Source organism: Aurantimonas endophytica (assembly GCF_014196845.1).
In the GTDB taxonomy this organism is placed as follows: domain Bacteria; phylum Pseudomonadota; class Alphaproteobacteria; order Rhizobiales; family Rhizobiaceae; genus Aurantimonas; species Aurantimonas endophytica.
The window spans coordinates 128228-152966 of the sequence record NZ_JACIEM010000003.1 but is presented as its reverse complement, the minus strand read 5'-3'; the positions used below and the strand labels follow the sequence as shown (position 1 = coordinate 152966).

Annotated in this window: 24 protein-coding genes; 16 read left to right on the top strand and 8 right to left on the bottom strand. The window is 69.2% G+C overall.

Translation table 11 applies throughout. The features are described 5' to 3' along the window. Window positions 1-13 precede the first annotated feature (13 nt). The 3 genes from GGR03_RS11795 (at window position 14) to GGR03_RS11785 (ending at window position 1646) form a co-directional block, all read left to right on the top strand. Window positions 14-319: an urease subunit beta gene (locus tag GGR03_RS11795; RefSeq protein ID WP_183208268.1), complete on the top strand. Its 306-nt coding sequence runs from the start codon at window positions 14-16 to the stop codon at window positions 317-319. 84 nt (window positions 320-403) lie between these two features. Beyond that, window positions 404-1240 (top strand): cyclase family protein, encoded by an 837-nt coding sequence (locus GGR03_RS11790; protein ID WP_183208266.1) that lies wholly within the window; start codon window positions 404-406, stop codon window positions 1238-1240. A 7-nt stretch (window positions 1241-1247) separates the two neighbouring features. Then, a complete protein-coding gene (locus GGR03_RS11785) occupies window positions 1248-1646 on the top strand; it encodes a carboxymuconolactone decarboxylase family protein (protein WP_183208264.1) in 399 nt (132 codons plus the stop codon). Window positions 1647-1662: 16 nt separating this feature from the next. On the opposite strand, the gene GGR03_RS11780 is transcribed toward GGR03_RS11785, so the two are convergent. Beyond that, window positions 1663-2202 (bottom strand): hypothetical protein, encoded by a 540-nt coding sequence (locus GGR03_RS11780; protein ID WP_183208262.1) that lies wholly within the window; start codon window positions 2200-2202, stop codon window positions 1663-1665. 94 nt (window positions 2203-2296) lie between these two features. After that, the gene (locus GGR03_RS11775; protein ID WP_183208260.1) at window positions 2297-2722 is read right to left on the bottom strand and encodes a hypothetical protein; all 426 of its coding nucleotides are present in this window, start codon (window positions 2720-2722) and stop codon (window positions 2297-2299) included. Window positions 2723-2878: 156 nt separating this feature from the next. Between GGR03_RS11775 and ureC the strand changes: the two genes are divergently transcribed. Together ureC and GGR03_RS11765 are read left to right on the top strand one after the other, a co-directional pair. Then, the gene (ureC, locus tag GGR03_RS11770; protein ID WP_183208258.1) at window positions 2879-4591 is read left to right on the top strand and encodes an urease subunit alpha; all 1713 of its coding nucleotides are present in this window, start codon (window positions 2879-2881) and stop codon (window positions 4589-4591) included. A gap of 40 nt (window positions 4592-4631) precedes the next feature. Continuing rightward, window positions 4632-5012, top strand: a complete 381-nt coding sequence (locus GGR03_RS11765) for an MliC family protein (protein ID WP_246367916.1) — start codon at window positions 4632-4634, stop codon at window positions 5010-5012. Window positions 5013-5054: 42 nt separating this feature from the next. Here GGR03_RS11765 and GGR03_RS11760 read toward each other — a convergent pair whose 3' ends face one another. Then, complete coding sequence (locus tag GGR03_RS11760; RefSeq protein WP_183208256.1) at window positions 5055-5681, bottom strand: hypothetical protein; 627 nt, start codon at window positions 5679-5681, stop codon at window positions 5055-5057. A gap of 93 nt (window positions 5682-5774) precedes the next feature. Between GGR03_RS11760 and GGR03_RS11755 the strand changes: the two genes are divergently transcribed. From GGR03_RS11755 to GGR03_RS11740, 4 genes are read left to right on the top strand one after another with little or no spacing between them, the layout of a single operon-like run. Then, window positions 5775-6251, top strand: coding sequence for an urease accessory protein UreE (locus GGR03_RS11755; RefSeq protein WP_183208253.1), 477 nt, complete (start codon window positions 5775-5777; stop codon window positions 6249-6251). 23 nt (window positions 6252-6274) lie between these two features. Then, the gene (locus GGR03_RS11750) at window positions 6275-7000 is read left to right on the top strand and encodes an urease accessory protein UreF (RefSeq protein ID WP_210292117.1); all 726 of its coding nucleotides are present in this window, start codon (window positions 6275-6277) and stop codon (window positions 6998-7000) included. Continuing rightward, the gene (ureG, locus tag GGR03_RS11745; protein ID WP_183208249.1) at window positions 6997-7629 is read left to right on the top strand and encodes an urease accessory protein UreG; all 633 of its coding nucleotides are present in this window, start codon (window positions 6997-6999) and stop codon (window positions 7627-7629) included. Before GGR03_RS11750 ends, ureG begins: the two co-directional genes overlap by 4 nt. Continuing rightward, the gene (locus tag GGR03_RS11740; protein ID WP_183208248.1) at window positions 7626-8963 is read left to right on the top strand and encodes an 8-oxoguanine deaminase; all 1338 of its coding nucleotides are present in this window, start codon (window positions 7626-7628) and stop codon (window positions 8961-8963) included. The genes ureG and GGR03_RS11740 overlap by 4 nt, the downstream gene beginning before the upstream one ends. A 46-nt stretch (window positions 8964-9009) precedes the next feature. On the opposite strand, the gene GGR03_RS11735 is transcribed toward GGR03_RS11740, so the two are convergent. The 5 genes from GGR03_RS11735 to GGR03_RS11715 all read right to left on the bottom strand — a co-directional run bounded on the left by GGR03_RS11735 (window position 9010) and on the right by GGR03_RS11715 (window position 15788). After that, entirely contained in the window at window positions 9010-11688 is a 2679-nt protein-coding gene (locus GGR03_RS11735) for an outer membrane protein assembly factor BamB family protein (protein ID WP_183208246.1), read from the bottom strand. A 120-nt stretch (window positions 11689-11808) separates the two neighbouring features. Then, window positions 11809-12315, bottom strand: a complete 507-nt coding sequence (locus GGR03_RS11730; protein ID WP_252920222.1) for an ureidoglycolate lyase — start codon at window positions 12313-12315, stop codon at window positions 11809-11811. Next, window positions 12312-13334 carry an allantoicase gene (alc, locus tag GGR03_RS11725; RefSeq protein WP_183208244.1) on the bottom strand — a complete coding sequence of 341 codons (1023 nt, stop codon included), beginning with the start codon at window positions 13332-13334 and terminating at the stop codon, window positions 12312-12314. Before alc ends, GGR03_RS11730 begins: the two co-directional genes overlap by 4 nt. Continuing rightward, on the bottom strand, window positions 13331-14770 hold the full coding sequence (gene puuE, locus GGR03_RS11720) for an allantoinase PuuE (RefSeq protein WP_183208242.1): 1440 nt from the start codon (window positions 14768-14770) through the stop codon (window positions 13331-13333). Before puuE ends, alc begins: the two co-directional genes overlap by 4 nt. Before the next feature lie 343 nt (window positions 14771-15113). After that, window positions 15114-15788: an HAD family hydrolase gene (locus tag GGR03_RS11715; RefSeq protein WP_183208240.1), complete on the bottom strand. Its 675-nt coding sequence runs from the start codon at window positions 15786-15788 to the stop codon at window positions 15114-15116. A 174-nt stretch (window positions 15789-15962) separates the two neighbouring features. On the opposite strand from GGR03_RS11715, the gene uraH reads away from it, so the two are divergent. From uraH to GGR03_RS11680, 7 genes are read left to right on the top strand one after another with little or no spacing between them, the layout of a single operon-like run. Continuing rightward, window positions 15963-16331 (top strand): hydroxyisourate hydrolase, encoded by a 369-nt coding sequence (gene uraH, locus GGR03_RS11710; RefSeq protein WP_183208238.1) that lies wholly within the window; start codon window positions 15963-15965, stop codon window positions 16329-16331. Then, window positions 16331-17827, top strand: coding sequence for a xanthine dehydrogenase small subunit (gene xdhA / locus GGR03_RS11705; RefSeq protein WP_183208235.1), 1497 nt, complete (start codon window positions 16331-16333; stop codon window positions 17825-17827). The genes uraH and xdhA overlap by 1 nt, the downstream gene beginning before the upstream one ends. Then, window positions 17827-20223: a xanthine dehydrogenase molybdopterin binding subunit gene (gene xdhB / locus GGR03_RS11700; protein ID WP_183208233.1), complete on the top strand. Its 2397-nt coding sequence runs from the start codon at window positions 17827-17829 to the stop codon at window positions 20221-20223. The genes xdhA and xdhB overlap by 1 nt, the downstream gene beginning before the upstream one ends. Then, window positions 20220-21095: a xanthine dehydrogenase accessory protein XdhC gene (gene xdhC, locus GGR03_RS11695; RefSeq protein WP_183208231.1), complete on the top strand. Its 876-nt coding sequence runs from the start codon at window positions 20220-20222 to the stop codon at window positions 21093-21095. The genes xdhB and xdhC overlap by 4 nt, the downstream gene beginning before the upstream one ends. An 11-nt stretch (window positions 21096-21106) precedes the next feature. Beyond that, window positions 21107-22648 (top strand): ABC transporter ATP-binding protein, encoded by a 1542-nt coding sequence (locus GGR03_RS11690; protein WP_183209186.1) that lies wholly within the window; start codon window positions 21107-21109, stop codon window positions 22646-22648. Then, window positions 22648-23793, top strand: coding sequence for an ABC transporter permease (locus GGR03_RS11685; protein ID WP_183208230.1), 1146 nt, complete (start codon window positions 22648-22650; stop codon window positions 23791-23793). The genes GGR03_RS11690 and GGR03_RS11685 overlap by 1 nt, the downstream gene beginning before the upstream one ends. Beyond that, window positions 23790-24716: an ABC transporter permease gene (locus GGR03_RS11680; protein ID WP_183208228.1), complete on the top strand. Its 927-nt coding sequence runs from the start codon at window positions 23790-23792 to the stop codon at window positions 24714-24716. Before GGR03_RS11685 ends, GGR03_RS11680 begins: the two co-directional genes overlap by 4 nt. Window positions 24717-24739: the final 23 nt, after the last annotated feature.

Sequence of the window (24739 nt, the reverse complement as noted above, 5' to 3'; positions counted from 1 at the left end):
CCGGAGCGAGCGCATGGTTCCCGGCGAGATCATCACCGGCGACGGCGATATCACCCTCAACGAGGGCGCCGTCGCCGTGACGCTGGAAGTCGGCAATACCGGCGACCGGCCAGTGCAGGTCGGCAGCCACTATCATTTTGCCGAGACCAATCCGGCGCTCGCCTTCGACCGGGACGCCGCGCGCGGCATGCGCCTCGACATCGCGGCCGGCACCGCCGTCCGCTTCGAGCCGGGCCAGATCCGCGAGGTCACGCTCGTGCCCTATCGCGGATCGCGGACTGTCTACGGTTTCAACGGCAACGTGATGGGGCAGCTGTAGGCTTTGCGGCTGCGTCATCTCGCGCGATAATGGCGCGATAGCTGTCCGGGGCCGGGCAGGTTTCTCTGGCGGAGGGGCAAAGTAATGTGTGACCACTGCGTGATCGAAAGCGTCAAGCGGCAGATGCTGAGCCGCCGCAGCCTGCTGGGCGGCGGTCTCGCCGCCGCAGCGGCAAGCGTCGCTGCCCCGGCCTTCGCCCAGGATGCGACAGTGCCGGCCGGTGCCGCGCAGGCCGGCCGGGCGCTGACCATCGCCGACATGACCCATGAGCTGTACCCGGAGTTCCCGACCTTCTTCGGCGAGCAGCAGTTCTTCATGGAGCAGAAATTCTCCTTCGCCGAAGACAAGTTCAACCTTTTCGAGCTGCGGGTGAACGAGCACACCGGCACGCATGTCGACGCGCCGCTGCACTTTTCCGCCGACGGCCAGTCGGTCGCCGAGATCCCGGTCGAGAAGCTGATGGCGCCGCTCGTCGTCATCGACATCAAGGCGAAGGCGGCAGAAAATCCCGACGCGCAGGTGACGCCAGACGATCTGCAGGCCTGGATCGACGCCAATGGCGGCCTGCCGGAGAATTGCTGCGTCGCCATGAATTCCGGCTGGCAGCAGCATCTCGGCACCGACATGTACCGCAATGCCGATCAGGACGGCACGATGCATTTCCCGGGCTTCCATCTGGAGGCCGTGCAGATGCTGCTGGAGGGATCTGCCGTCGGCATCGCCGTCGATACGCTGTCGCTCGACTTCGGCATGTCGCCGGACTTCGCCGTCCATTACGGCTGGCTGCCGGAGGGGCGCTGGGGCCTCGAATGCATCGCCAATCTGGACGCGATGCCGGCCACCGGCGCGACGCTGATCGTTGGCGCGCCGAAGCATCGTGGCGGCACCGGCGGGCCGGCGCGCGTCTTCGCACTGACCTGAGACCGCCATGGCGACGAGCCCGCTGGTCACCGACGCGGCGGCCGAGCCGCGCGTCAAAGCGGTGTTCGACGACATCAGGGCGACGCGCGGAACCGATTATGTAAACAATTTCTGGCGGGCGCTGGCCACCGACCCGGCGTCGCTGGAGCGGACCTGGCAGGAGGTGAAGGCGGTGATGGGCGCCGAGGGCGCGCTCGACCCGCTGACGCGCGAACTCCTCTACGTCGCCGTGTCGGCGACCAGCGGCTGCAGCTATTGCGTCCATTCCCACACGGCGGCGGCCCGGGCCAAGGGCATGACCGACGCGCAATATGGCGAGCTTCTGGCCGTGATCAGCCTCGCCGCCAAGACCAACCGGCTGGCCGAAGCGCTGCAGGTGCCGGTGGACGAGGCGTTCCTGCGCTGAAGGTGGGCAGGCGGCGTCAGTCGCCGTTTGCCTTGGGCGTCGCGCTGGGGCCGGCCGCCAGCCCGCGGCGGATGGCGCCGAGATCGACATCCACCGTCGGCGTCGGGATCCGGTAGGCCTGCGGCGAGCCGGAACCCGCTGTGGACTGGAAGCGGTCATCGTCGCCGCCGAGCGTCGTGCTGACGGCGCTGCCGCCGGTGCCGGAGCGGGCGAGTCCGTCGACATTCAGCGAGTTGATCGACGAATCGCCTTCCGTGGCGCGGGCCGCATTGGCGTCGGCGCCGCCGCCCGAGCCGACGCCGGTATCCGGCATGATCGGATCGGTGACGGTCGAGCCGACGCCGCTCGTCGTCGAGCCGCTGCTACCGATTCCGCTGCTGCCTATGCCGCTCCCGCCAATGCTGCTGCTGCCAACGCCGCTGCTGGAACCACCCACGCTGCTTGAGGAACCGACGCCGCCCGAGGCGCCGCTGCCGGTGCTTCCGACCTGGGCGAGGGCCGGGAATGCGAAGAGGGCGGCTGCGACGCCCATCGTGATGGCGGGGGATGCACGCATGGGAGCGCCTTTCGGTTGCCGGCGAGAGCCGAGACTACATCTGCTTCAGCGCAACTCCAACACCCCGTAGCAGTTCCGCGTGCTCGCCCGGCGCCTAGCGCCGGATGATCGCCCGCCCGTTGGAGCGGCCGTGCGTCACCGCGCTGCCGCCGATGGCGTTCGGCCCGCTGCGGGCGAAGTCGCCGGCATTGATGTCGTTGAGGTCGGAGCGGCCTTCCGTGGCGCGGCGCTCGATCGAGTCGCGGTTTGCCTCGCTGCTGCCCCGCGGCACGACGGGCCGCAGATAGCTGTCGTCGAAATCCTTGCCGTAGACGCGCTCCTCGACCGTGTCGCCGAAGACGTCCGCGCCGGGAACGCGCGGTCCGGCGGCGGGCCGCGGCGCACCGTCGATGCGCATGCCGGAGACGGACGAGCCGGGCACGCTGCCCATCGGCCCGGGGTCGAAGGCCTGGGCCAGCACCGGCGACGGTGCGAGCAATGCGGCAAGAAGCGCCATGCGGATCATGTTGTACCTTGGCATGCGGGCCTCTCACCCGGATGGAGAATTCCCTGTCGGGCAGTTTCGCCGCAAACGGCGATAGCGGGAAGACAAGCTTTCGCGACCGATCTAAGGTTGGCGATGCTGCGCCGCAATGGCGCGCTCGTGCCGTCTCCAAGCTGTCCGGAGTGATTGCCCATGCCCGCCAGGATTGCCCGCTCCTCCTATGCCGCGATGTTCGGCCCGACGACCGGCGACAAGGTCCGGCTCGCCGACACCGAGCTGTTCATCGAGGTGGAGAAGGACTTCACCGTCTATGGCGAGGAAGTGAAGTTCGGCGGCGGCAAGGTGATCCGCGACGGCATGGGCCAGTCGCAGCACACGCGGGCAGAGGGCGCCGTCGACACGGTCATCACCAACGCGCTGATCCTCGACCATACCGGGATCTACAAGGCCGATATCGGCCTCAAGGACGGGCGCATCTGCGGCATCGGCAAGGCCGGCAATCCCGACACCCAGCCGGGCGTCACCATCATCGTCGGCCCCGGCACCGAGGCGATCGCCGCCGAGGGCAAGATCGTCACCGCCGGCGGCTTCGACAGCCACATCCATTTCATCTGCCCGCAGCAGATCGAGGAGGCGCTGTTCTCCGGCGTCACCACCATGCTCGGCGGCGGCACCGGGCCGGCGCACGGCACGTTGGCGACCACCTGCACGCCCGGGCCCTGGCACATGGCGCGCATGCTGCAGGCGGTGGACGCGATGCCGATGAATATCGGCTTTTCCGGCAAGGGCAATGCCTCGCTGCCGGCGGCGCTGGAGGAGATGGTGCTGGGCGGCGCCTGCGCGCTCAAGCTGCACGAGGACTGGGGCACGACGCCGGCGGCGATCGACTGCTGCCTGTCGGTCGCCGACGCATACGACGTGCAGGTGATGATCCACACCGACACGCTGAACGAGAGCGGCTTCGTCGAGGATACGGTCGCCGCCTTCAAGGGCCGCACGATCCACGCCTTCCACACAGAGGGCGCCGGCGGCGGCCATGCGCCCGACATCATCAAAGTCTGCGGCCTGCCGAACGTCCTGCCGTCCTCGACCAACCCGACCCGGCCGTACACGGTGAACACGCTCGAAGAACATCTCGACATGCTGATGGTCTGCCACCATCTCGACGCGTCGATCCCCGAGGACATCGCCTTTGCCGAAAGCCGCATCCGCAAGGAGACCATCGCGGCCGAAGACATCCTCCACGACATCGGCGCCTTCTCGATCATCGCCTCGGACAGCCAGGCCATGGGCCGCGTCGGCGAGGTGATCATCCGCACCTGGCAGACCGCCGACAAGATGAAGCGCCAGCGCGGGCGCCTGCCGGGCGAGACCGGCGACAACGACAATCTGCGCGCCCGCCGCTACATCGCGAAATACACGATCAACCCGGCGATCGCGCAGGGCATGTCGAAGGAGATCGGCTCGATCGAGGTCGGCAAGCGCGCCGACCTCGTCGTCTGGGACCCGGCCTTCTTCGGGGTCAAGCCGGGACTGGTGCTGCTCGGCGGCATGATCGTCGCAGCGCCGATGGGCGACCCGAACGCGTCCATCCCGACGCCGCAGCCGGTGCATTACCGGCCGATGTTCGGCGCCTTCGGCAAGGCGGCGGGCGCGATCGGCGCCACCTTCGTCTCGGCGGCCGCCATGGGCACGGGGCTTCGCGAGCGGCTCGGCTGCGACAAGCAGTTCCTTGCCGTGGAAAACACCCGCGGCGGCATCTCCAAGGCCTCGATGATCCTCAACGACGCCGTCCCGTCGATCGAGGTGAACCCCGAGACCTACGAGGTCCGCGCCGACGGCGAACTGCTGACCTGCGAACCGGCCACCGAACTGGCGATGGCGCAGCGCTATTTTCTGTTCTAGCCATTCCTGAACGGTAACGACCTTCGGGAGGAGGGACATGATGAACACGAAAATGATGGCACCCCGGGCCATGGCGATCATAGCCGGGCTGGCGCTGACGACGCTTGCCGCGAGTGCCGAGACGTTGACGCTGGAACTGCCGGGAACGGCCGAGCGGACCACCGTCGCCTATGCCTGCAAGGCGGGTGCCGACGCCGAGTCGACGCCGCTGTCGGTCGAATACATCAACCTGCCGGACAACAATTTCGCGCTGCTGCCGATCGACGGTCAGCCGACGCTGTTCGTCGGGGTGCTGGCCGGGTCAGGCGCCAAATACGTCGCCAACGACATGGTCTGGTGGACGAAGGGGCCCCGCGGCGACCTCTACAGCGAGCGCTCGCCCGATGCCGCCGACCGGACGGTCTGCCAGGTGCAGCGATAGAACGTCAGGCTCGCGCCATCTGCCAACAGCGGTCCGCGGGCATCATCCTGCGTCCGCAGCGCTGGCGTGGACGCCCGGAGAGTACCCCGCCGCCAGGGCGGCGACGGTCGGCGCGGGTGTGATCACCGTCGCCATGACCCTCGGCAGCGGCGCGGTCGCGTCGTAGCCGCCGAACGTCCAGCGCAGCAGGCGGCCCCGCCAGACCAGCCACGGATCGGCATTGACCAGGATGAAGACGCCGTCCGGCAGATCGGCGGCGGGCCGCTCGTGCCGGATCTGCTTCCGCGTCCAGCGGTCGACCCGCGCGGTGTGCAAGGCGGCATCCATCTCCACGGCGCTCGGCAGACCATTACTTTCGTTGGCCGCTGCCCAGGCGACACGAAAGGCGTTGAAGGCGGCGCGGCGACATTCCGCGCAGGGCCGGTGACCCGCCGCGAGCGATGTCGCCTCGTCGAGGAAGAACAGTTCAGTGTAGCGCCCGGGCGTCATCGGCTTGCGGCTGCGGCCCTTGAACAGCAATGTGCAGGCGATCCAGGGCTTGTGCTTCCAGCGGCTCTGGCCCAGCCGCCGCTCATCGTCGTGGAGCACGCCGCGATTGCCCATCAGCGTGCCGCGGGCGGGATCGGCGACGATCTCGCCGAGCGGCGTGACGCGGTTCTGCAACGCCATCGCAGCGCCCCTTTTAGCCCCGCACCGATGATCGCACTGGCAGCGGGCGGCCGGCGAAGTATCTTAAGCGCAAATCGCAAAGGGAATCACGGAATGATCGTGGGGACTTCGGTCAGGCGGGCGGGCGAATGGACGGCCGAAGCCGACACCATCACGCTCGACGAAAGCGCGCGGCATCGCCGGCGCATGGCGATGGTCACCGATGGGGGAATCGCCTTCCTGCTCGACCTCGCCGAGGCGACGCTGCTGCGGGATGGCGACGCGATCCAGCTCGACGACGGACGGCTGGTGGCGGTGCGGGCGCGGCCCGAAGAGCTCTACCAAATCAGCGGCCGCGACGCCCGGCATCTCCTCGCCATCGCCTGGCAGCTCGGCAATCGGCATCTGCCGGCGCAGATCCTCGACGACCGCATCCTGATCCGGCGCGACACGGTGATCCGCGAGATGCTGGAAGGGCTCGGCGCCCAGGTAACGGAAACCGAGGCCGGGTTCGACCCGGAAGGCGGCGCCTATGGCGGCGCGCACGAAGCCCATGGCCACGAACACGTGCCGGACTTCATCGACCGGTGACCACCAGCCGTTCCGAAGACGCCTTGCGTCAGTCGGCTGAGACGTCGGCACGCCCGTGGCTGCCTCAGCTGCTGACGCTGTTCTCGCCGGCCTTTCCGATCGGCGGTTTCGCCTGGTCGCACGGGTTGGAATCGGCGGTGGCCGAGGGCGTCGTTACCAATGGCGACGGCGTCGCCGACTGGGTCGCCCTGCTGCTCGACCGGGGCAGCGGCTGGAACGACCTGGTGCTGATGGCCGAGGCGTTCCATGCCGCGGCGGCCGGGGACCAAGAGCGCCTCGCTTCGGTCGCCGAACTCGGCGTCGCGCTGGCCGGCAGCGCCGAGCGCCGGGCAGAGACGCTGGCGCTGGGCGCGGCCTTTGCCGAGGCGTCTGCGCACTGGGCCGGCGTCGGTGGTGGACCGGGTGCCGAAACGCCGGCCGGCCTTTCCGCGGTCACGGCGCCCTGCGGCGGCCTGCCTTATCCGATTGCCGCGGGGCGCCTCGCGGCCATGGCGGGGCTGCCGCTGGCGGACACCTTGATCGCCTATGCCCACGGTTTCGCCGCCTCGCTGGTCTCGGCCGCGGTGCGGCTGGTGCCGCTGCCGCAGAGCGTCGCGGTGCGCGTCCTTCACGGGCTGGAGCCGGCCATCGGCGACGCGGCGAGCCGAGCGGAGCGCGCGACGCTGGACGATCTCGGCTCCTCGGCGCTAGGGTCGGAGATTGCCGCAATGCGGCACGAAACCCTGCACACGAGGCTGTTCCGCTCATGATCTCGAAACACGGCCCGCTCCGGGTCGGCATTGGCGGCCCGGTCGGCTCGGGCAAGACGACGCTGGTCGAAAAGCTGTGCAAGGCGGCGCGCGACACCTGGTCGATCGGCGTCGTCACCAACGACATCTACACGCGCGAGGACGCCGAGGCGCTGGTGCGCCTGCAGGCACTCAGTTCGGACCGGATCATCGGCGTCGAGACCGGCGGCTGCCCCCATACCGCCATCCGCGAGGACGCCTCGATCAACATCGCAGCGATCCGCGACCTCAACGCCCGGTATCCAGGTCTCGACCTCGTGCTGGTGGAGTCGGGCGGCGACAACCTCGCCGCGACCTTCTCGCCGGACCTCGTGGACCTGTCGATCTACGTCATCTCGGTCTGCCAGGGCGAGGACATCCCGCGCAAGGGCGGGCCGGCGATCACCCGCTCTGATCTCCTGGTGATCAACAAGACCGATCTCGCGCCCTATGTCGGCGCCGACCTGGAGCGCATGCGGGAAGATGCCGCCAGGGGCAGGGGGGACGGCGCGACGATCTTTGCCGATCTGTCGCGGGCGAGGGGGATCGGCGACATATTGGCGTTCCTCGTCGCCACGGGCGGCCTGCCGGCGGTCGAGCACGCCGCGTGACGCGGCTGTTCCTGAAGGACCCGCTGGCGATCCTCGCCGAGGGAGCCGAGGGCGGGATCGTCGTCGAGGACGAGCGGATCGCCGAGCTGGTGCCGTCCGGTGCGGCCCCGGCGCAGCCGGTGGACGCGGTCTTCGACGCCTCGCGCCACGTGGTGCTGCCCGGCCTCGTCAACACCCACCATCATTTCTACCAGACCCTGACGCGGGCGCATCCGGCGGCGATCGACAAGGAACTGTTTCCCTGGCTCACCAGCCTCTACCCGATCTGGGCGCGGCTCGATCCGGAGAGTTTCCGCCTGTCGGTGCGGCTCGCCCTGACCGAGCTCCTGATGTCCGGCTGCACCACCGCGGCGGACCATCATTATCTCTTCCCGCAGGGGCTCGAGAACGCGATCGACATCGAGGCGGAGGAGGCCACGGCGCTCGGCATCCGCATGACGCTGACCCGCGGCTCGATGAATCTCAGCCAGAAGGATGGCGGCCTGCCGCCGGACACCGTGGTGCAGGACGAGGACGATATCCTCGCCGACAGCGAGCGGCTGATCGGCCGCTGGCACGACCGCACCGACGGGGCGATGACGCAGATCGCGCTAGCGCCCTGCTCGCCGTTTTCCGTCACCAAGAGCCTGATGATCGCCAGCGCGGCGCTGGCCGACAGACACGACTGCCGGCTGCACACGCATCTCGGCGAGACCGAGGACGAGAACCGTTTCTGCGAGGCGACCTTCGGCTGCCGCCCGGTGGACTATCTGGAAGAAGTCGGCTGGCTGGGCCCGCGAACCTGGCTCGCCCACGGCATCCATTTCACCACCGAGGAATGCCGGCGGCTCGGCGCCCACAAGGTCGGCGTCTGCCACTGCCCGGCATCCAATGCGGTGCTGGCCTCGGGCTTCTGCCCGGTGAACGAGCTGCAGGCGGCGGGCTCGCCCGTCGGCCTCGGCGTCGACGGATCGGCGTCGAACGATGCGTCGAACCTGATCGAGGCGGCGCGGCATGCGCTGATGGTCGGGCGGCTGAACTACCGTTCGGCGGAAGCGATGACCGCCCGCGACGTCCTCGCCATGGCGACGGAAGGCTCCGCCGCCTGTCTCGGCCGCGCCGATATCGGCCGGATCGCGGTGGGACTGCAGGCGGATCTGGCGCTGTTCACCCTCGACGAGCTGCGCTTTTCGGGCGCGCATGATCCGATCGCCGCGCTGGTGCTCTGCGGCGCGACGCGCGCCGACCGGGTAATGGTGAAAGGGTCGTGGCGGGTGGAGGACGGCATGCCGGTCGGTATCGACGTCGCCCGGCTGCGCGCCGAGCACGGCGCGGCCGCAAGGCGCTTCGCCTGATACGATCGGGGACCGTGAGCGGCCCCCGATCATGCTTTCGGTCTGATTATTCGGCGTCTGCCTCGGCGCTGCGGTCCGGCAGGGCATAGGCGATGACGCTGTCGCCGCGCTTGGTGCCGAGCGAGCCGTGGCCGCCGGCGGCGACCAGGATATACTGCCGGCCGTCGGCGCCCTCGTAGGACATCGGCGTCGCCTGGCCACCCGCCGGCAGGCGGGCCTTCCAGAGTTCCTTGCCGGTGGTCACGTCATAGCCGCGGACGTAGTAGTCGAGCGTGCCCGAGATGAACGCGACGCCGCCGGCAGTCATCACCGGTCCGCCGAGATCCGGCACGCCCATCTTGAAGGGAACCGGGATCGGCGACTGGTCGCGGACCGTGCCGTTCTTGTGCATCCAGACGATCTCGCCGGTGGTGAGATCGGCACCGGCGACGTAGCCCCATGGCGGCGCCTGGCAGGGCAGGCCGAGCCATGACGTGAAGGGCGCGAGCTCGACGGCGTAAGGCGCGCCGAAATTCTCGTTGAGCGCCGGAAGCGCGCCTTCCGGTTGCTCGTCGTTGACGACCAGCGACGTCTCGTCATCGCGCGGCACAAGGGTCGAGACGAAGGCGAGATAGGCCGGTGTCGAGAACATCACCTGGCGCACCGGATCCACGGCAACGCTGCCCCAGTTGAACACGCCGAAATTGCCCGGATAGACGAGCGTGCCTTCCAGCGACGGCGGGGTGTAGCGCCCTTCGTATTTGTAGCCGCGGAAGGCGATGCGGCAGGCGAGCTGGTCGAGCATCGTCGCGCCCCACATGTCGGATTCGCGCAAGGCCTGCGGGTCGAAGGAGAGCGCCGAGACAGGCTGGGTGGGCGCCGTGAAGTCGGGCTCGACGGCGCCGCCGGGCGCCGGCTTCTCGATGACCGGGAGGACCGGCTCGCCGGTCCGCCTGTCGAGGACGAAGACCTCGCCCTGCTTGGTCGGCTGGACCAGCACCGGCACGCTCTCGCCGCCGACCGTGATGTCGAGCAGCGAGGGCTGCGATGGCACGTCGAAATCCCAGAGATCGTGATGCACGGTCTGGTAGACCCAGCGCACTTCGCCCGTCGCGATGTCCAACGCCACGACCGAGGACGAGAAGCGCTCCACCGCCTCGCTGCGGTCGGGGCCCCACTGGTCCGGCGGCTCGTTGCCGAGCGGCACGTAGACCAGCCCGAGTTCCTCGTCGGCCGCCGAGATCGACCAGGAATTCGGCGAATTCGGCGTGTAGGTCTGGCCTTCCGGCAGCGGCGCCGTCTGGTCGGGATTGCCGGAATCCCAGGCCCAGACCAGCTCTGCGGTGGCGATGTCGAAGGCGCGGATGACGCCGGAGGCTTCGCTGGTCGACACGTTGTCGAGCACAGTGCCGCCGACGATGATCAGGTTTCCAGCCACGATGACCGGCGAGGTCGAGTAGTACGAGCCGGGATTGACGTTGGGCATACGCTGCCAGAGGTCGATCTGGCCCGTGCCATTGCCGAAATTGCCGCAGACGGCGCCGGTTTCGGGATCCAGCGCGATGACGCGGGCGTCGGCCGTCGGCATGAACAGCTTGGCGTCGCAGGTCGCGGTGTCGCGGGAGGACGTCGTGGCCGCCACAGGCTGACCGGCCGAGGCCTCCGGGGAGACCGGCTGATCGGTCTCGGCTTCGCCGCCCGTCTGCGGTGCCGTCAGGTTTCCGCCCTGGGAGAGTTCGGTCGCCGTGGCTGCCGGCGCTTCGCCCTCGCCAGCCTGCTCGGTGTCCGCGGCTGCGGCTGGCGGCGTCGCGCCGGCCGGGGTCGCTGCATCGGGCGCTTCGGTTGCGGCAGCGTCGGGAACGGCAGTCGGCGCAGCAGCGGCCGTGGCGTCCCCCGGCGGCTGGTAGGAAAGGCCGCGGCAGGTGAGATGCTGCAGGGCAAGCTCACCCTGGATCTGTGGGTCGTAACGCCAGATCTCCTCGCCCGTCGTGGCGTTGACGGCGATGACGTTCTGGTGCGGCGTGCAGAGGAAAAGCCGGTCGCCGATCTTGAGCGGCGTCACCTGGAAGGTCGTCTCGGTCGGGTCGCCAGGCTGCGACTCGTCGCCGGTGTGATAGTGCCAGGCTTCCTCGAGATCGCCGACATTGGCCGGAGTGATCTGGGCGAGCGGCGAGTAGCGCTGGCCGGCCTGCGTGCGGCCATAGGCATGCCATTCGCCGTCCGGGATGTCATAGGTCGGGGCTTCCGCCCGCGGACCGGGCAGCGAGCCGACGATATTGTGCTGATCGGAGAACCAGGACGAGACGGCGACCACGAGGGCGATGCCGAGAGCCGCGCTGAGGGCGGCACCGGCGCCATGCGTCACGGTCGGGCGGCGGTCGCGGCCGTCGAGCGCATCGGCGACGTTGCGGGTGCCGAGCCGCCGGGTGACCCACGGCGTCAGCAGCAGCAGGCCGAGCAGGAAGACGAGGCCGCCGCGTGCCGCCAGCGGCCACCAGTCGAAGCCGACTTCATAGAGCGCCCAGATCAACGTTCCGACGACCACAAGGGCAAAGACGATGAGGGCTTCGGGTCGCCGCAGGAACACCAGCGCCGCGGTCGCCAGGAACGCGATGCCGCAGACGAGGTAATACCAGGAACCCCCGAGCGTCAGCAGCCAGATGCCGCCGCCGGTCAGCGCCAGGCCGATCAGGGCAAGAAGGCATATCGCGATGAGGGCGACGATGGATCCAAGGGAGGCGCGCATTGTGTGGTTCCTTCGCCCGTGCAGCATTCTTTCCCGCATCTGGGGCTCGGCGGACCCATGTCCAGCAGAAAGCCTGCCACAACGGCACGCGCCGGAAAGCGGGTCTTGGACGAATGCGCTTCAGGCGCCGGTCACAACGTAGGGATGCGGGTAGCTCGCCTCTTCCAGATTGGCCTGCGCGCCGCCACGATCGACCACGAGGAAGTCGCTGACCGCGTCGAGCGCGAGGAGCGGATGATGCCAGACGTTTCGGGCATAATTCACGCCCCGGCCGTCCTCGACGAGGAAGGCCAGCGGCGCGCCCGGACGGCCACCCTCATCAGGCGCGACCACGACGAGGAACGGCATCTTCTGCAGCGGCACGAAGGCCTGGCTGCCGAGCGGATGGCGCTCCATCATGGTGATCGCCACCGGCAGGGCGAAAGGCTGACCGCGAAAGATCGAGATCAGCGGGCGACCTCCTTCAGCCGCCACGTCCACCCGGGCGAGGTCGTGATAGCGCGTCGTCGTCCCGCCATTGATCAGCCGCTGCTCGGCGCCGTCCGTCTCGATGACGTCGCCGAAGGGAGCGAAGCCCGCGCGCGTCAGTGTTTGCACGCGGATCGGCAGGGGCGAGCCGTCGCTCACGACGCCTTGCGGCCGTAGAGCCGCAGCCGCGAGATGCCGCCATCGGGGAAGATGTCGAGCCGCACATGGGTGACCGGGCCGAGCTTCTCGACCGCGTCGATGGTCTTTTCCGCATCGGCCGAAAGCTTCGTCTCGGCGAGCAGCAGCGGCCAGCTGGCGCTCTCCGCCTCGATCGCGTTTGGGTTGGGGTCGGCGTCGAGGCGCGCGGCGCGCAGGGTGAAACGGTCCGGGAAATTGCCCTTGTAGTGGCGGGTGTCGACGAGCAGGCGCTCGATCGTGCCGGCGGTGCCGAGCTTGAGCACGCACCAGTCGTTGCCGGGCACGCGGCGGCGCGCCGTCTCCCAGCCGTCGGACATGACCGGCGCGCGGCCCGGCGCTAGCATGTTGGCCGGGTGGCCGTAATGGGCGTCGTTCCAGGCGAGCGCCGTGCCGCCGTTCTCGACCGCTGCGAGATCGACCACGGCGTCGGCGGGCACTGCGGCCCAGTCCTTCGCGACGGTGCCATAGACCCGCAGCCGCGCGACGCCGCCATCGGGATAGATGTGCAGGCGCAGCCAGCGGACGGGGCCGGTGGAGGCGGCCTCGGCGATGTTGTGGCTGTCGCCGGCCAGCGCCCGGCGCGGCACCAGGACCTGCCAGTCGCCCTCGCCCGGCTCGCCGACCGTATCGGCGGCCTCGAGCATCGCCTCGGGCGGGAAGTTGCCGGTGAAGAAGGAGGTGTCGATATCCACCGCCGCGATCGTACCGCGCTGGCCGAGGCGCAGCACCGCGTGGTCGTGTCCCGGCGTGCGCTTGCGGCGCGATTCCCAGCCGTCCATCCACTTGCCGTGGTCGTCGAAGCGGTCGGGATAGAAGACCGGCGCCTCCGGCGCGATCATCCGGCTTTTGTCGGCGAAGAAATCGTCGGTCGCGAAAGTCACCTCGGTGCCGAGCCGGGGATGCGCGAGGTCGACGTAGCGCGTCAGGAGGTCGGCGGTCTCGGGCGAGGCGGGGGCGGTGATGGAACGCTCTGACGTCATGCTCTGTCCTTGAAGATCTGCGCGATGCGCAGCTGCGCGATCCGCTCCACCTGGCGGCAGGCGGTGGCGAATTCGGTATCGCGATCGTTGCCGACACGGGTCTCGAAGGCGGCGAGGATGTCGCCCTTGCCGAGGCCCCCGACGGCGATGATGAAGGGAAAGCCGAAGCGCGCGACATAGCGGTCGTTCAGTTCGGTGAAACGGGCGAGCTCGTCTTCCGTCAGCCGATCGAGCCCGGCGCCCGCCTGTTCGCGCGCCGACTGCTCGGTGAGTTCGCCGGCCAGCGCAAGGCGCCCGGCGAGGTCCGGATGCGCCTTCAGAATCCCCAGCCGCTCGGTGTCGCTGGCCTCGCGGAATGTCTGGATCATCGCGCCGGCGAGCCCGGCCGGCCGGTCGTGGGCCGGGCCGAGTTCGCGCGCGACGGTGCGTTCGGCGATGAAGGGCGAGTGCTCGAATACGGCGCCGAAGAGCGTGACGAACTCGGTCTGCGAGAGCCGGGTTGGCCGGAAGATTTCGGCATAGGGAAAGTGCTCGCGCCAGTGGCGAGCGATGTCGATGCGGCGGGCGACCCAGACGTCGTCCTTCGATTCGATGTAGTCGAGGAAGCGGGCGAGCGCCGCGGCGCGGCCGGGCCGCCCGACGAGGCGGCAATGCAGGCCGATATTCAGCATCTTCGCCTGGCCTGCCTCGCCCTCCGCATAGAGCACGTCGAAGGAATCCTTCAGATAGGCGAAGAACTGGTCGCCCGAGTTGAAGCCCTGTGGCGCGGCGAAGCGCATGTCGTTGCTGTCCAGCGTGTAGGGCAGGATCAGCAGCGGCCCGGACCCGGTCTCCTGCCAGTAGGGCAGATCGTCGGCATAGGCGTCCGAGGCATAGAGGAAGCCGCCTTCCTCCGCCGCCAGCTCGAGGCTGTGTTCCGAGGAGCGGCCGGTGTACCAGCCGAGCGGCCGCTCGCCGGTGACGGTGGTGTGGATGGCGATCGCTTCTGCCATGTGATCGCGTTCGTCGTCGCGCGTGTAGTCGCGATAGTCGATCCATTTCAGCCCGTGCGAGGCGATCTCCCAGTCCGCCTCAAGCATCGCTTCGACGGCTTCCGGATTGCGCTCCAGCGCGGTCGCGACGCCGTAGACGGTGACCGGCATCCGCCGCGCGGTGAACAGGCGCCAGAGCCGCCAGAAGCCGGCGCGCGCGCCGTATTCGTAGATCGACTCCATGTTCATGTGCCGCTGCCCGGGCCAGGGCTGCGCTCCGACGATCTCCGACAGAAACGCCTCGGAGGCGGCATCGCCGTGGAGCACCGAATTCTCGCCGCCCTCCTCGTAATTGATCACGAACTGGACGCAGATCCGCGCCGGGCCCTTGCCGCCGGGATTGGGCCACTGCGGATCAGGCGGCGTCCGGCCATAGCCGACGAGGTCGCGGGGATAGCGGGTCATGCGGGGCGGATCATCGGGATGGATCTTTCATGCTGCCGGCGAGGCGCTTCCCGCCGCTTCGCCTAAAGCTGGTCGTAGGCCTTGTGGTCGGCCTCGCTGTCCCATTCGGTGAACAGCGCAAACGGGTTTCGCGTCAAGGCCGCCGGGGCCTCAATAGGAGAACGATGGCGATTTCCCTCCGCACCGGGGAGATCATCGCCGTCCCTGCGCTTCGGCGCTTTCCTCCGGGCGGGGGGAAACCTTCAGAGATGTCGAGCGGGGCCTTTCGGGTTTCATCGCGGTCTCCTGGCTCAAGCTAAGGAGATTTCCTTACTGCTCGCAAGCCGTATCCGACCGCTTGCACTCAGCGCCGCCCACCGACTTCGTCGAGGTGGAGCAGCATGTCCGCCGGATCCTCGAAGACGCGGAAGGCACCCGCCCGCTCCAGCTCGTCTGTGCCGTAGCCGCCGCAGAGGAGACCGACGCCCAGTGCCCGGCAGCGCTGCGCCGCCAGCATGTCCCAGATCGAATCGCCGACGACGATCGAGCCCTCGGTCGGAACGCCGAGCCGCTCGGCGGCGGCGATGAAGAGATCCGGGTCGGGCTTGGCATATTTGACGAGGTCCCTCGTGATCACCGGCACCTTGTCCGGATCGACGCCGAGACGCTCGAGATTGTATTGCGCCGTCTCCATCCGGCCGCTGGTGGCGATCGCCCATTTGATGCCGGCGTCGCTCAGCGCCGCCAGCAGCTCGATCGCGCCGGGCAGCGGGCGGACCGAGGCCGAGAAGCGGCCGTAGGCCTCGGCATGGCGATGGCGCAGCCGCTCGCTGGTCTCCTCGGTGATGGCGGTGCCGGTCTCGCGCAGCAGCTGGTTGGTGAACAGCCCGCCGCTCATGCCGATCTTGCGGTGGATGCGCCAGACCGACAGCTCGATGCCCTCGCTGTCCAGCGCTTCCTGCCAGGCCATGACATGCTGGTAGACGCTGTCGACGAGCGTGCCGTCGAGGTCGAAGAGAAAGGCCGGTTCGCTGCGCATCGTGGTCCTCCGTGCCGGAACGCGCATCGCGGGCGGGCGGGCGTTCGGGACTGATTTGTGGCCGCCCCGGCAGATGGCGAGGGGGCCGGGGTGCCGCGACAGTGCTTTACGGATTCGCACCGGCTGGTGCAGGATGCTGACCGTATGGTCAAAAACCTCGCGAACGGAGCCTGAATGGACGAAGCAGAACAGGCTCGGCTGACGACGCACGTGCTCGACACCAGCCTCGGCAGGCCTGCGGCCGGCATTGCGGTGACGCTCTCGCGAATCGGCGCGGCGGGCGAGCGGAGCCTCGTCGCCAAGGCGGTGACCAACGCGGACGGGCGCTGCGACGCGCCGCTGATGGCGGGGCCGGCTTTCGAGACCGGAATCTACGAATTGGTGTTCGCCGCCGGAGACTATTTCGACGCCCTGGGGATCGCGCTCGCCGAGCCGAAATTTCTCGGCGACGTGGTGCTGCGCTTCGGCATTTCCGAACGCCGCCACTACCACGTGCCGCTGCTGCTCTCGCCCTTCGGCTATTCCACCTACCGGGGCAGCTGATGGCCGAGCCGCAAATGCCCTGCGACCCGATCCGCTTCGTTCTCAACGGCGAGGACCGCAGCGTCAGCGGCTTGCGCCCGACGACGACGCTGCTCGACTATCTGCGCCAGACCGAACGGCTGACCGGTACCAAGGAAGGCTGCGCCGAGGGCGATTGCGGCGCCTGCACGGTGATCGTCACCGAACCGGACCATAAAGGCGGCCTGCAACGGCGCACCGTCAACGCCTGCATCCAGTTCCTGCCGGCGATGAACGGCCGGGCCGTCGAGACGGTGGAACATCTCGGCCGCGAGGGGCTCAATCCGATCCAGACGGCGATGGTGGAGAAGCACGCCAGCCAATGCGGCTTCTGCACGCCCGGCTTCGTGATGCAGCTGCATGCCGGCTGGCTGAACGGCGCGATCGCGGACCGCCAGTCGGTGAAGGATTTGATCGCCGGCAATCTCTGCCGCTGCACCGGCTACGGCCCGATCGTCGAGGCAGGGCTGAGCCTGGCGCAGCTGCCGCCGCCGAAGGACACCCAGGGCGACGCTGCGCTGGCGCGGCGGCTGACCGCGATCGAGGGCACGGACGTCTTCTCCTACCGCGTTGGCGAGGACCGCTGGTTCGCGCCCCGCCACGTCGACGATCTGGCCGACCTATATGCCGCGCATCCGGAGGCGCTGCTCGTGGCCGGCGCAACCGATGTCGGGCTGTGGGTGACCAAGCAGCATCGCGACCTGCCGCTGATCATCGACATCAGCCATGTCCGCGACCTGCAGGTGATCGAGGAGGCGGCCGGCCGGATCTATTTCGGCGCCGGCGTGACGCACCGCGCCGCGACGGCGACGCTTGCGAGCATCCACCCGGACCTCGGCGAGATGATGCGGCGCTTCGCAGGGGCGCAGATCCGCAATGCCGGGACGATCGGCGGCAACATCGCCAACGGCTCGCCGATCGGCGATCTCGCGCCCTGCCTGATCGCCCTCGACGCGCATCTCTATCTGCGCCGCGGCGAGGAGATGCGCCGGCTGCCTTTGGCCGATTTCTTCATCGAATATGGGAAGCAGGACCGGGCACCGGGCGAATTCGTCGTCGCCGTCGAGGTGCTGCGGCTGGCGGGCAACCAACGCTTCTTCGCGCACAAGATCGCCAAGCGTTCCGATTCCGACATTTCGGCGCTGATGGCCGCGTTCCGGCTGAGCTTCGACGGGGACACGGTCAGCGAGGCCCGTCTTGCCTTCGGCGGCATGGCGGGTGTGCCGAAGCGCGCGGCACAGGCCGAAGCGGCCCTCGTCGGGCGGAAGTTCGACACGGAGGCGGTGGAGGCGGCGGTCGCGGCGCTCGCCGGGGACTTCACCCCGCTGACCGACATGCGGGCTTCGGCCGACTACCGCCTCAAGACGGCGCAGAACTTGTTGCGCCGCTTCGCCCTGCAGGAAGAGGGCCGCCTCGGGCCGGGCCTCGCCGCCATCGCCCCGGAAGCCGACGATTTGCCGGCGGGAGCGGCGGCGTGATGGACGAGACCCGGATCCAGGACCGTGGCATGGCCGGCGAGCCTGGCCCGTCTGCCTTGGACGAGCGGCCGCCGACCCACGAGGCGGCGATCAAGGGCGGGGTGGCGACGCCGCTCGCCCATGACAGCGCTGCCCGTCACGTCGCCGGCACGGCGCGCTACATCGACGACGAGCCGGAACTGCCGGGGACGCTGCAGATCCATATCGCCATGTCGGAGCGGGCGCATGCGCGGATCGGCGGCATCGACCTCGCCGCGGTCCGCGCAGCGCCCGGCGTGGTGGCGGTGCTGACCGCTGCCGACATTCCCGGCGAGAACGACTATTCGCCGGTGTTCGGCGACGACCCGATCTTCGCCGTCGATACCGTCCAGTATGTCGGCCAGCCGCTCTTCGCCGTGGCGGCCGAGACGGCGCACGCCGCGCGGGCGGCGGCGAAGCTGGCGGTGGTCACCTACGCGGACCTGCCGGCGGCGATCTCGATCGATGCAGGCCTCGCCCAGGCCGATGCGGCGGGTGAAGATCTGCTGCCGGCCCACGAGATGCGTATCGGCGATCCCGATGCCGCACTCGATGCCGCGCCGCTTCGGCTCGTGGGCCGGCTGGAACTTGGCGGCCAGGACCATTTCTACCTCGAGGGGCAGATCGCCGTCGCGATACCGCTCGAGGACGGCGACGTGCTGGTGCGCTCCTCGACGCAGCATCCTTCCGAGGTCCAGCACAACGTCGCCAGGATGCTCGGCGTGCCAGACCATGCCGTCACCGTGGAAGTCCGGCGCATGGGTGGCGGATTCGGCGGCAAGGAGAGCCAGCCGGCGCTGTTCGCCGCCGTTACCGCGCTTGCTGCGGTCAAGACCGGCCGGCCGGCCAAGTGCCGGCTCGACCGCGACGACGACATGGTGATGACCGGCAAGCGGCACGAGGTCCGCATCGACTACGACATCGGCTTCGATCCGGACGGCGGCATCGTCGCCGCCGACATGCGGCATCTGGTACGCTGCGGCTATTCCAAGGATCTCTCCGGCGCCATCGCCGACCGGGCGATGTTCCACGCCGACAACGCCTACCGCCTGCCGGCCGCGCGCATCCATTCGCGGCGGCTGAAGACGCACACCGTCTCCAACACCGCATTTCGCGGCTTCGGCGGCCCGCAGGGCATGGTCGGGATCGAGCGCGCGATGGACCGCGTCGCCTTCGCCACCGGGCTCGACCCGCTCGACGTGCGCCGGCGCAATTTCTATCCCGCCGACGGCAGCGGCGTGACGCCCTACCACATGCAGGTGACGGATTCGGTGATCGGCGAGATCGTCGAGGAACTGGAGGCGACGTCGCACTACCGGGTGCGCCGGGAGAAGATCCGGGCGTTCAACGCCGCCAACACGGTGCTGAAGAAGGGCTTGGCGCTGACGCCGGTGAAGTTCGGCATCTCCTTCACCACCAGCCATCTCAACCAGGCCGGGGCGCTGGTGCACGTCTACAAGGACGGCTCGGTGCATCTCAACCACGGCGGCACCGAGATGGGGCAGGGCCTGTTCACCAAGGTGGCCCAGGTCGTCGCCGAGGAATTCCAGATCGATGTCGGGATGGTGAAGATCACCGGCACGACCACCGCCAAGGTGCCGAACACCTCGGCGACGGCAGCGTCCTCGGGCTCCGACCTCAACGGCATGGCGGCGCAGGCGGCGGCCCGCACGATCAAGGACCGGCTGATCGACTTCGCCGTCGAGCGCTACAAGGTGCCGCGCGACCAGGTGGTGTTCGCGCCGAACCGGGTGCGAATCGGCAACGAGGAAAGACGCTTCCGCGACCTCGTCGGCGAGGCCTATCTCGCCCGGGTATCGCTGTCCTCCACGGGCTTCTACGCGACGCCCGGCATCAGCTACGACCGCGACAAGGCCCGCGGCATTCCGTTCTACTATTTCGCCTATGGCGCGGCCTGTTCGGAAGTCGTCATCGACACGCTCACCGGCGAATACCGGCTGCTGCGCGCCGACATCCTGCACGATGTCGGCCGCTCGCTGAACCCGGCGATCGACCTCGGCCAGATCGAGGGCGGCTTCATCCAGGGCATGGGCTGGCTGACCACCGAGGAACTCTGGTGGGACGCTAGCGGCCGGCTGAGGACGCATGCGCCCTCGACCTACAAGATCCCGACGGCCAACGACCGGCCGGACGATTTCCGAGTGGCCCTGTGGGACAGGGGCGAGAACCGGGCGGCGACGATCTACCGCTCGAAGGCGGTGGGCGAGCCGCCGCTGATGCTGGCGATCTCGGTGTTCTCGGCGCTCACCGACGCGGTGATCGCGGCCGGCGACGGGCGGGTCTTCCCCGACCTCGACGCGCCGGCGACGCCGGAGCGGGTGCTGGCGGCGGTCGAGCAGGTCCGGGCGCAGGGATGAGCGTCGCCGAAACCCTGCGCGCCGCGGTCGCGGCCGGCACCCCGGCGGCGCTGGTGACCGTGGTCGAAGCGCGCGGGTCGACGCCGCGTGAGGCAGGCGTGACGATGACGGTGACGGCGACGGACATCGCCGGCACGATCGGCGGCGGGCGGCTGGAATACGACGCCATCGAGCGGGCCCGCGCGCTGCTGGCGTCAGGCGAGGACAGCGCAGCCATCGACGTGCCGCTGGGTCCCGACATCGGCCAGTGCTGCGGCGGCCGGGTGCGGCTGGCGATCCGCCGCGCGGATGCGGCGCTGATGGCGACCATGCTGGCAGACGAAGAGACCAGGCGCCTCGCCAGGCCCGCCGTGCTGATCTTCGGCGCCGGTCACACCGGCCGGGCGCTGGCTGCGGCGCTGGCACTGCTGCCGCTGAACGTCCGGCTAATCGACAGCCGTCCGGGGACGCTGGAGGGGGTGCCGGATGCCGTCACGGCGGTCGCCGCCGCGCTGCCCGAGGCGGAGATCGCCGACGCGCCGGCGGGCGCGGCCTATCTGGTGATGACCCACGCCCATTCGCTGGATTTCATGCTCACCGCCGCGGCGCTCGCCCGGGGGGACGCCGCCTATGTCGGGATGATCGGCTCGGCGACGAAGCGCGAGCGCTTCCGTCGCCAACTCGAAGCCGAGGGGCGGGGCCCCGATATCGCTCGCCTGACCCTGCCGATCGGCGGGCCGGCGCTGCGCGACAAGCGGCCGGAAGTGATCGCCGCGCTCACCGCCGCGGAAATCCTCACCTGCCTGCTTTCCGATCAACAGGAAAAGCTGACCGATCGCTTTGCAGGCGCTGCGTCGCAGTGCAATAGTCATCCCGCGAGATCAACGGGATGAGCCGCACCGACATGGCGCCGCGCCTTCAGCTTACAGGCATCACCAAGCGCTTCCCCGGCGTCGTCGCCAACGATTCCGTGTCGTTCGCCGTCCGGCCGGGCGAGATCCACGCGCTGCTCGGCGAGAACGGCGCCGGCAAGTCGACGCTGGTCAAGATCATCTACGGCGTCCAGAAGGCCGACGAGGGCGAGATCGCATTCGACGGCAAGCCGGTCGCGATCCACTCGCCCCGCGAGGCAAGGGCGCTCGGCATCGGCATGGTGTTCCAGCATTTCTCCCTTTTCGAGGCGATGACGGTGCTGGAGAACATCGCCCTCGGCATGGACGAGCCGCCGCCGCGCCGCGAGCTCGAGACGAAGGTGCGCAGCGTCCTCGACACCTACGGCCTGGCGCTCGATCCGCACCGCCACGTCCACACGCTGTCGGTCGGCGAACGGCAGCGCATCGAGATCGTGCGGGCGCTGCTGCAGCGGCCGAAGCTGCTGATCATGGACGAGCCGACCTCGGTGCTGACGCCGCAGGAGGTGGAGCAGCTGTTTGCGACGCTGCGCCGGCTGGCGTCCGAAGGCTGCTCGATCCTCTACATCTCCCACAAGCTGCACGAGATCAAAGCGCTCTGCGACACCGCGACGATCCTGCGCGGCGGCAAGGTCGTGGCGACCTGCGATCCGCGGGCGGAATCGGCGCGCTCGATGGCGGAGCTGATGATCGGCGGCAGCCTCAAGAACCTTTCCGCGAAGCCTGACGGGACGGTCGGCGGGGAGCGTTTCACCGTCGCCGGTCTCTCCGCTCCCGGCGCCCCGCCCTTCGGCACGAGCCTGAGGGACATCTCCTTCTCGGTCCGCAAAGGCGAGATATTCGGCATCGCCGGCGTTGCGGGTAACGGGCAGAACGAACTTCTGGAGGTGCTCTCCGGCGAGCGCGTGGCGGGGGTCAGCGGCACGATCACGCTGGATGGGCAGCGCATCGATGCGCTCGGCGTGTCGGCGCGCCGCCGCCTCGGCCTTGCCGCCGTCCCCGAAGAGCGCAACGGCCACGCTGCGGTGCCCGGCATGACGCTGGCCGACAACGCCATCCTCTCCGCCCGGGTGCGCAAGGGTCTCGCCAAAGGCGGGCTGCTCGATCTCGGCGCCGCGCGCGATTTCGCCGACGGCGTCATCAAGGCCTTCTCGGTCAAGGCGACCGGCTCCCAGGCCCTCGCCGGCAGCCTGTCGGGCGGCAATCTGCAGAAATTCGTCATGGGGCGCGAGATCGGCCAGGACCCGTCGATCCTCGTCGTCTCGCAGCCGACCTGGGGCGTCGACGCGGGCGCTGCCGGCTTCATCCGCCAGGCGATGATCGACCTCGCGGCCAAGGGCGCGGTGGTCGTCGTGGTCAGCCAGGATCTCGACGAGCTGCTCGAGCTGTGCGACCGGATCGCGGTGATCAACGAGGGCCGGCTGTCGGAGCCGATGGCGGTCCGGGGCATCTCGGTGGAGCGGGTCGGGCTGCTGATGGGCGGCATCCATGGCGCGCACGACGCGGGCGAAGCACAGGCGGAGAGGGCGGCCTGATGGCGCTGGCGCTCGAACCGCGACGCGAGCCCAGTCGCGCCATGATGGTCGCCGCCCCGGTGATCGCGGTTCTGGCGACGCTGCTCGCCGGGGCTATCCTGTTCACGCTGCTCGGCCATGACGGGCTGCAGGCGGTCTACCAGATCTTCGTCGTGCCGCTGTTCAACCCGTATCGCTGGCAGGATCTCTTCGTGAAGGCGGCGCCTTTGGCGATCATCGCCATCGGCCTCTCCATCGGGTTCCGCGCCAATATCTGGAACATCGGCGGCGAGGGTCAGTACATTCTCGGCGGCCTCGCCGGCACCGGCATCGCGCTGATGACGCTCGATCTCGACGGGTTCTGGATCCTGCCGGTGATGATCGCGGCGGGCGTCTTCGGCGGCATGATCTGGGCCGGGGTGCCGGCGCTGCTGCGGACCCGGTTCAACGTCAATGAGATCCTGTCGAGCCTGATGCTCAACTACGTGGCGATCCAGCTGCTGTACTACCTGATGCGCGGGCCATGGAAGGACCCGATGGGGTTCAACTTCCCGCAGACGGCGATGTTCTCTGCCGCCCAGACGCTGCCGACGATCGTGCCGGGGACGCTGATCCATCTCGGCGTGCCGATCGCCGCGGCGCTGGCGCTGACCGCCTGGTTCCTGATGGCCCGCTCGGTTACCGGCTTCCAGATGCGCGTCATGGGCCTTGCGCCCGATGCCGCGCGCTACGGCGGATTCAGCCAGGCCTCGACGGTGTGGCTGGCGATGCTGGTCGGCGGCGGCATGGCCGGCCTCGCCGGCATTCTCGAAGCCGCCGGGCCCTATGGCCAGATGGTCCCGCAGTTCCCGACCGGCTACGGCTACACGGCGATCATCGTGGCGTTTCTCGGCCGGCTGCATCCGCTCGGCATCCTGGTGGCGGCGCTGGTGCTGGCGCTGACCTATGTCGGCGGCGAGAGCGCCCAGACGGTGATCGGCCTCCCGTCGGCCGCCACCGGCGTTTTCCAGGCGATGATGCTGTTCTTCCTGCTCGCGGCCGACATCCTGGTGCGCTACCGGCTGGTGGCGCGAAAGAAAGCCGGGTCGGCGCCAGTCGCCGCCAGTGCCCGGACGTCGACCGCGCCGGAGCGCGGCAGGGCCGAGACAGAGGCGGAAACCGCATGAGCACGGCGCTTCTCGTCGCCATCCTGATGACCGTCGCTGCGGCGGCGACCCCGCTGCTCATCGCCGCGCTCGGCGAGTTGGTCGCGGAAAAGTCCGGCGTCCTCAATCTCGGCGTCGAGGGCATGATGTTGATCGGCGCGGTCACCGCCTTCGCCGTTGCCGTCACTACCGGCATTCCGGCGCTGGGCGCGGTCGCGGCGATGGCCGCCGGGGCGGTCGCCGCCGCGATCTTCGCCATGCTGACGCTCGGCCTGATGGCCAACCAGGTGGCGACGGGCCTCGCGCTCACCATCTTCGGCACCGGCGTCTCGGCGCTGATCGGCGCGCCCTTCGTCGGCATCACAACGACGACGCTCGGGCCGATCTTCCCGGCCTCGCTGGCGAGCGACCCGGTCTGGCGGGTGGTCTTCGGCCATTCGCCGCTGGTCTATCTCGGGCTGATCCTGACCTTCGCCGTCTGGTGGTTCCTCAAGCATACGCGCGCCGGCCTGATCCTGCGCGCCGTCGGCGAGAGCGACGAGGCCGCCCATTCCATCGGCTATCCGGTGCTGACGGTGCGCACGCTGGCGGTGCTGTTCGGCGGCGCCATGGCAGGGCTCGGCGGGTCGTATTATTCGCTGGTGCTGACGCCGATGTGGGCCGAGCGGCTGACGGCGGGGCGCGGCTGGATCGCCATCGCGCTCGTGGTCTTCGCGTCCTGGCGGCCGGGGCGGCTGCTGGTCGGCGCCTACCTCTTCGGCCTCGTGCTGACGATGGAGCTGCAGGCAAAAGCGGCCGGCTTCAACTTCCTGGCGCCGGAATTCCTGTCGGCGCTTCCCTATCTCGCGACCATCCTCGTCCTCGCCCTGATATCCGCCGGACGCCGAAGCGCCCGCACCGTCGCGCCGGCCTGCCTCGGCCGGCCGTTCCGGGCGAGCGCCTGAACCAACCAAGCCCTCCCGCAACA

Excerpts from the sequence above, each read along its gene's own strand:
- GGR03_RS11795 (WP_183208268.1), top strand. The coding sequence starts at position 14 with ATGGTTCCCGGCGAGATCATCACCGGCGACGGCGATATCACCCTCAAC.
- GGR03_RS11790 (WP_183208266.1), top strand. The coding sequence starts at position 404 with ATGTGTGACCACTGCGTGATCGAAAGCGTCAAGCGGCAGATGCTGAGC.
- GGR03_RS11785 (WP_183208264.1), top strand. The coding sequence starts at position 1,248 with ATGGCGACGAGCCCGCTGGTCACCGACGCGGCGGCCGAGCCGCGCGTC.
- GGR03_RS11780 (WP_183208262.1), bottom strand. The coding sequence starts at position 2,202 with ATGCGTGCATCCCCCGCCATCACGATGGGCGTCGCAGCCGCCCTCTTC.
- GGR03_RS11775 (WP_183208260.1), bottom strand. The coding sequence starts at position 2,722 with ATGCCAAGGTACAACATGATCCGCATGGCGCTTCTTGCCGCATTGCTC.
- ureC (WP_183208258.1), top strand. The coding sequence starts at position 2,879 with ATGCCCGCCAGGATTGCCCGCTCCTCCTATGCCGCGATGTTCGGCCCG.
- GGR03_RS11765 (WP_246367916.1), top strand. The coding sequence starts at position 4,632 with ATGAACACGAAAATGATGGCACCCCGGGCCATGGCGATCATAGCCGGG.
- GGR03_RS11760 (WP_183208256.1), bottom strand. The coding sequence starts at position 5,681 with ATGGCGTTGCAGAACCGCGTCACGCCGCTCGGCGAGATCGTCGCCGAT.
- GGR03_RS11755 (WP_183208253.1), top strand. The coding sequence starts at position 5,775 with ATGATCGTGGGGACTTCGGTCAGGCGGGCGGGCGAATGGACGGCCGAA.
- ureG (WP_183208249.1), top strand. The coding sequence starts at position 6,997 with ATGATCTCGAAACACGGCCCGCTCCGGGTCGGCATTGGCGGCCCGGTC.
- GGR03_RS11735 (WP_183208246.1), bottom strand. The coding sequence starts at position 11,688 with ATGCGCGCCTCCCTTGGATCCATCGTCGCCCTCATCGCGATATGCCTT.
- alc (WP_183208244.1), bottom strand. The coding sequence starts at position 13,334 with ATGACGTCAGAGCGTTCCATCACCGCCCCCGCCTCGCCCGAGACCGCC.
- puuE (WP_183208242.1), bottom strand. The coding sequence starts at position 14,770 with ATGACCCGCTATCCCCGCGACCTCGTCGGCTATGGCCGGACGCCGCCT.
- GGR03_RS11715 (WP_183208240.1), bottom strand. The coding sequence starts at position 15,788 with ATGCGCAGCGAACCGGCCTTTCTCTTCGACCTCGACGGCACGCTCGTC.
- uraH (WP_183208238.1), top strand. The coding sequence starts at position 15,963 with ATGGACGAAGCAGAACAGGCTCGGCTGACGACGCACGTGCTCGACACC.
- xdhA (WP_183208235.1), top strand. The coding sequence starts at position 16,331 with ATGGCCGAGCCGCAAATGCCCTGCGACCCGATCCGCTTCGTTCTCAAC.
- xdhB (WP_183208233.1), top strand. The coding sequence starts at position 17,827 with ATGGACGAGACCCGGATCCAGGACCGTGGCATGGCCGGCGAGCCTGGC.
- xdhC (WP_183208231.1), top strand. The coding sequence starts at position 20,220 with ATGAGCGTCGCCGAAACCCTGCGCGCCGCGGTCGCGGCCGGCACCCCG.
- GGR03_RS11690 (WP_183209186.1), top strand. The coding sequence starts at position 21,107 with ATGGCGCCGCGCCTTCAGCTTACAGGCATCACCAAGCGCTTCCCCGGC.
- GGR03_RS11685 (WP_183208230.1), top strand. The coding sequence starts at position 22,648 with ATGGCGCTGGCGCTCGAACCGCGACGCGAGCCCAGTCGCGCCATGATG.
- GGR03_RS11680 (WP_183208228.1), top strand. The coding sequence starts at position 23,790 with ATGAGCACGGCGCTTCTCGTCGCCATCCTGATGACCGTCGCTGCGGCG.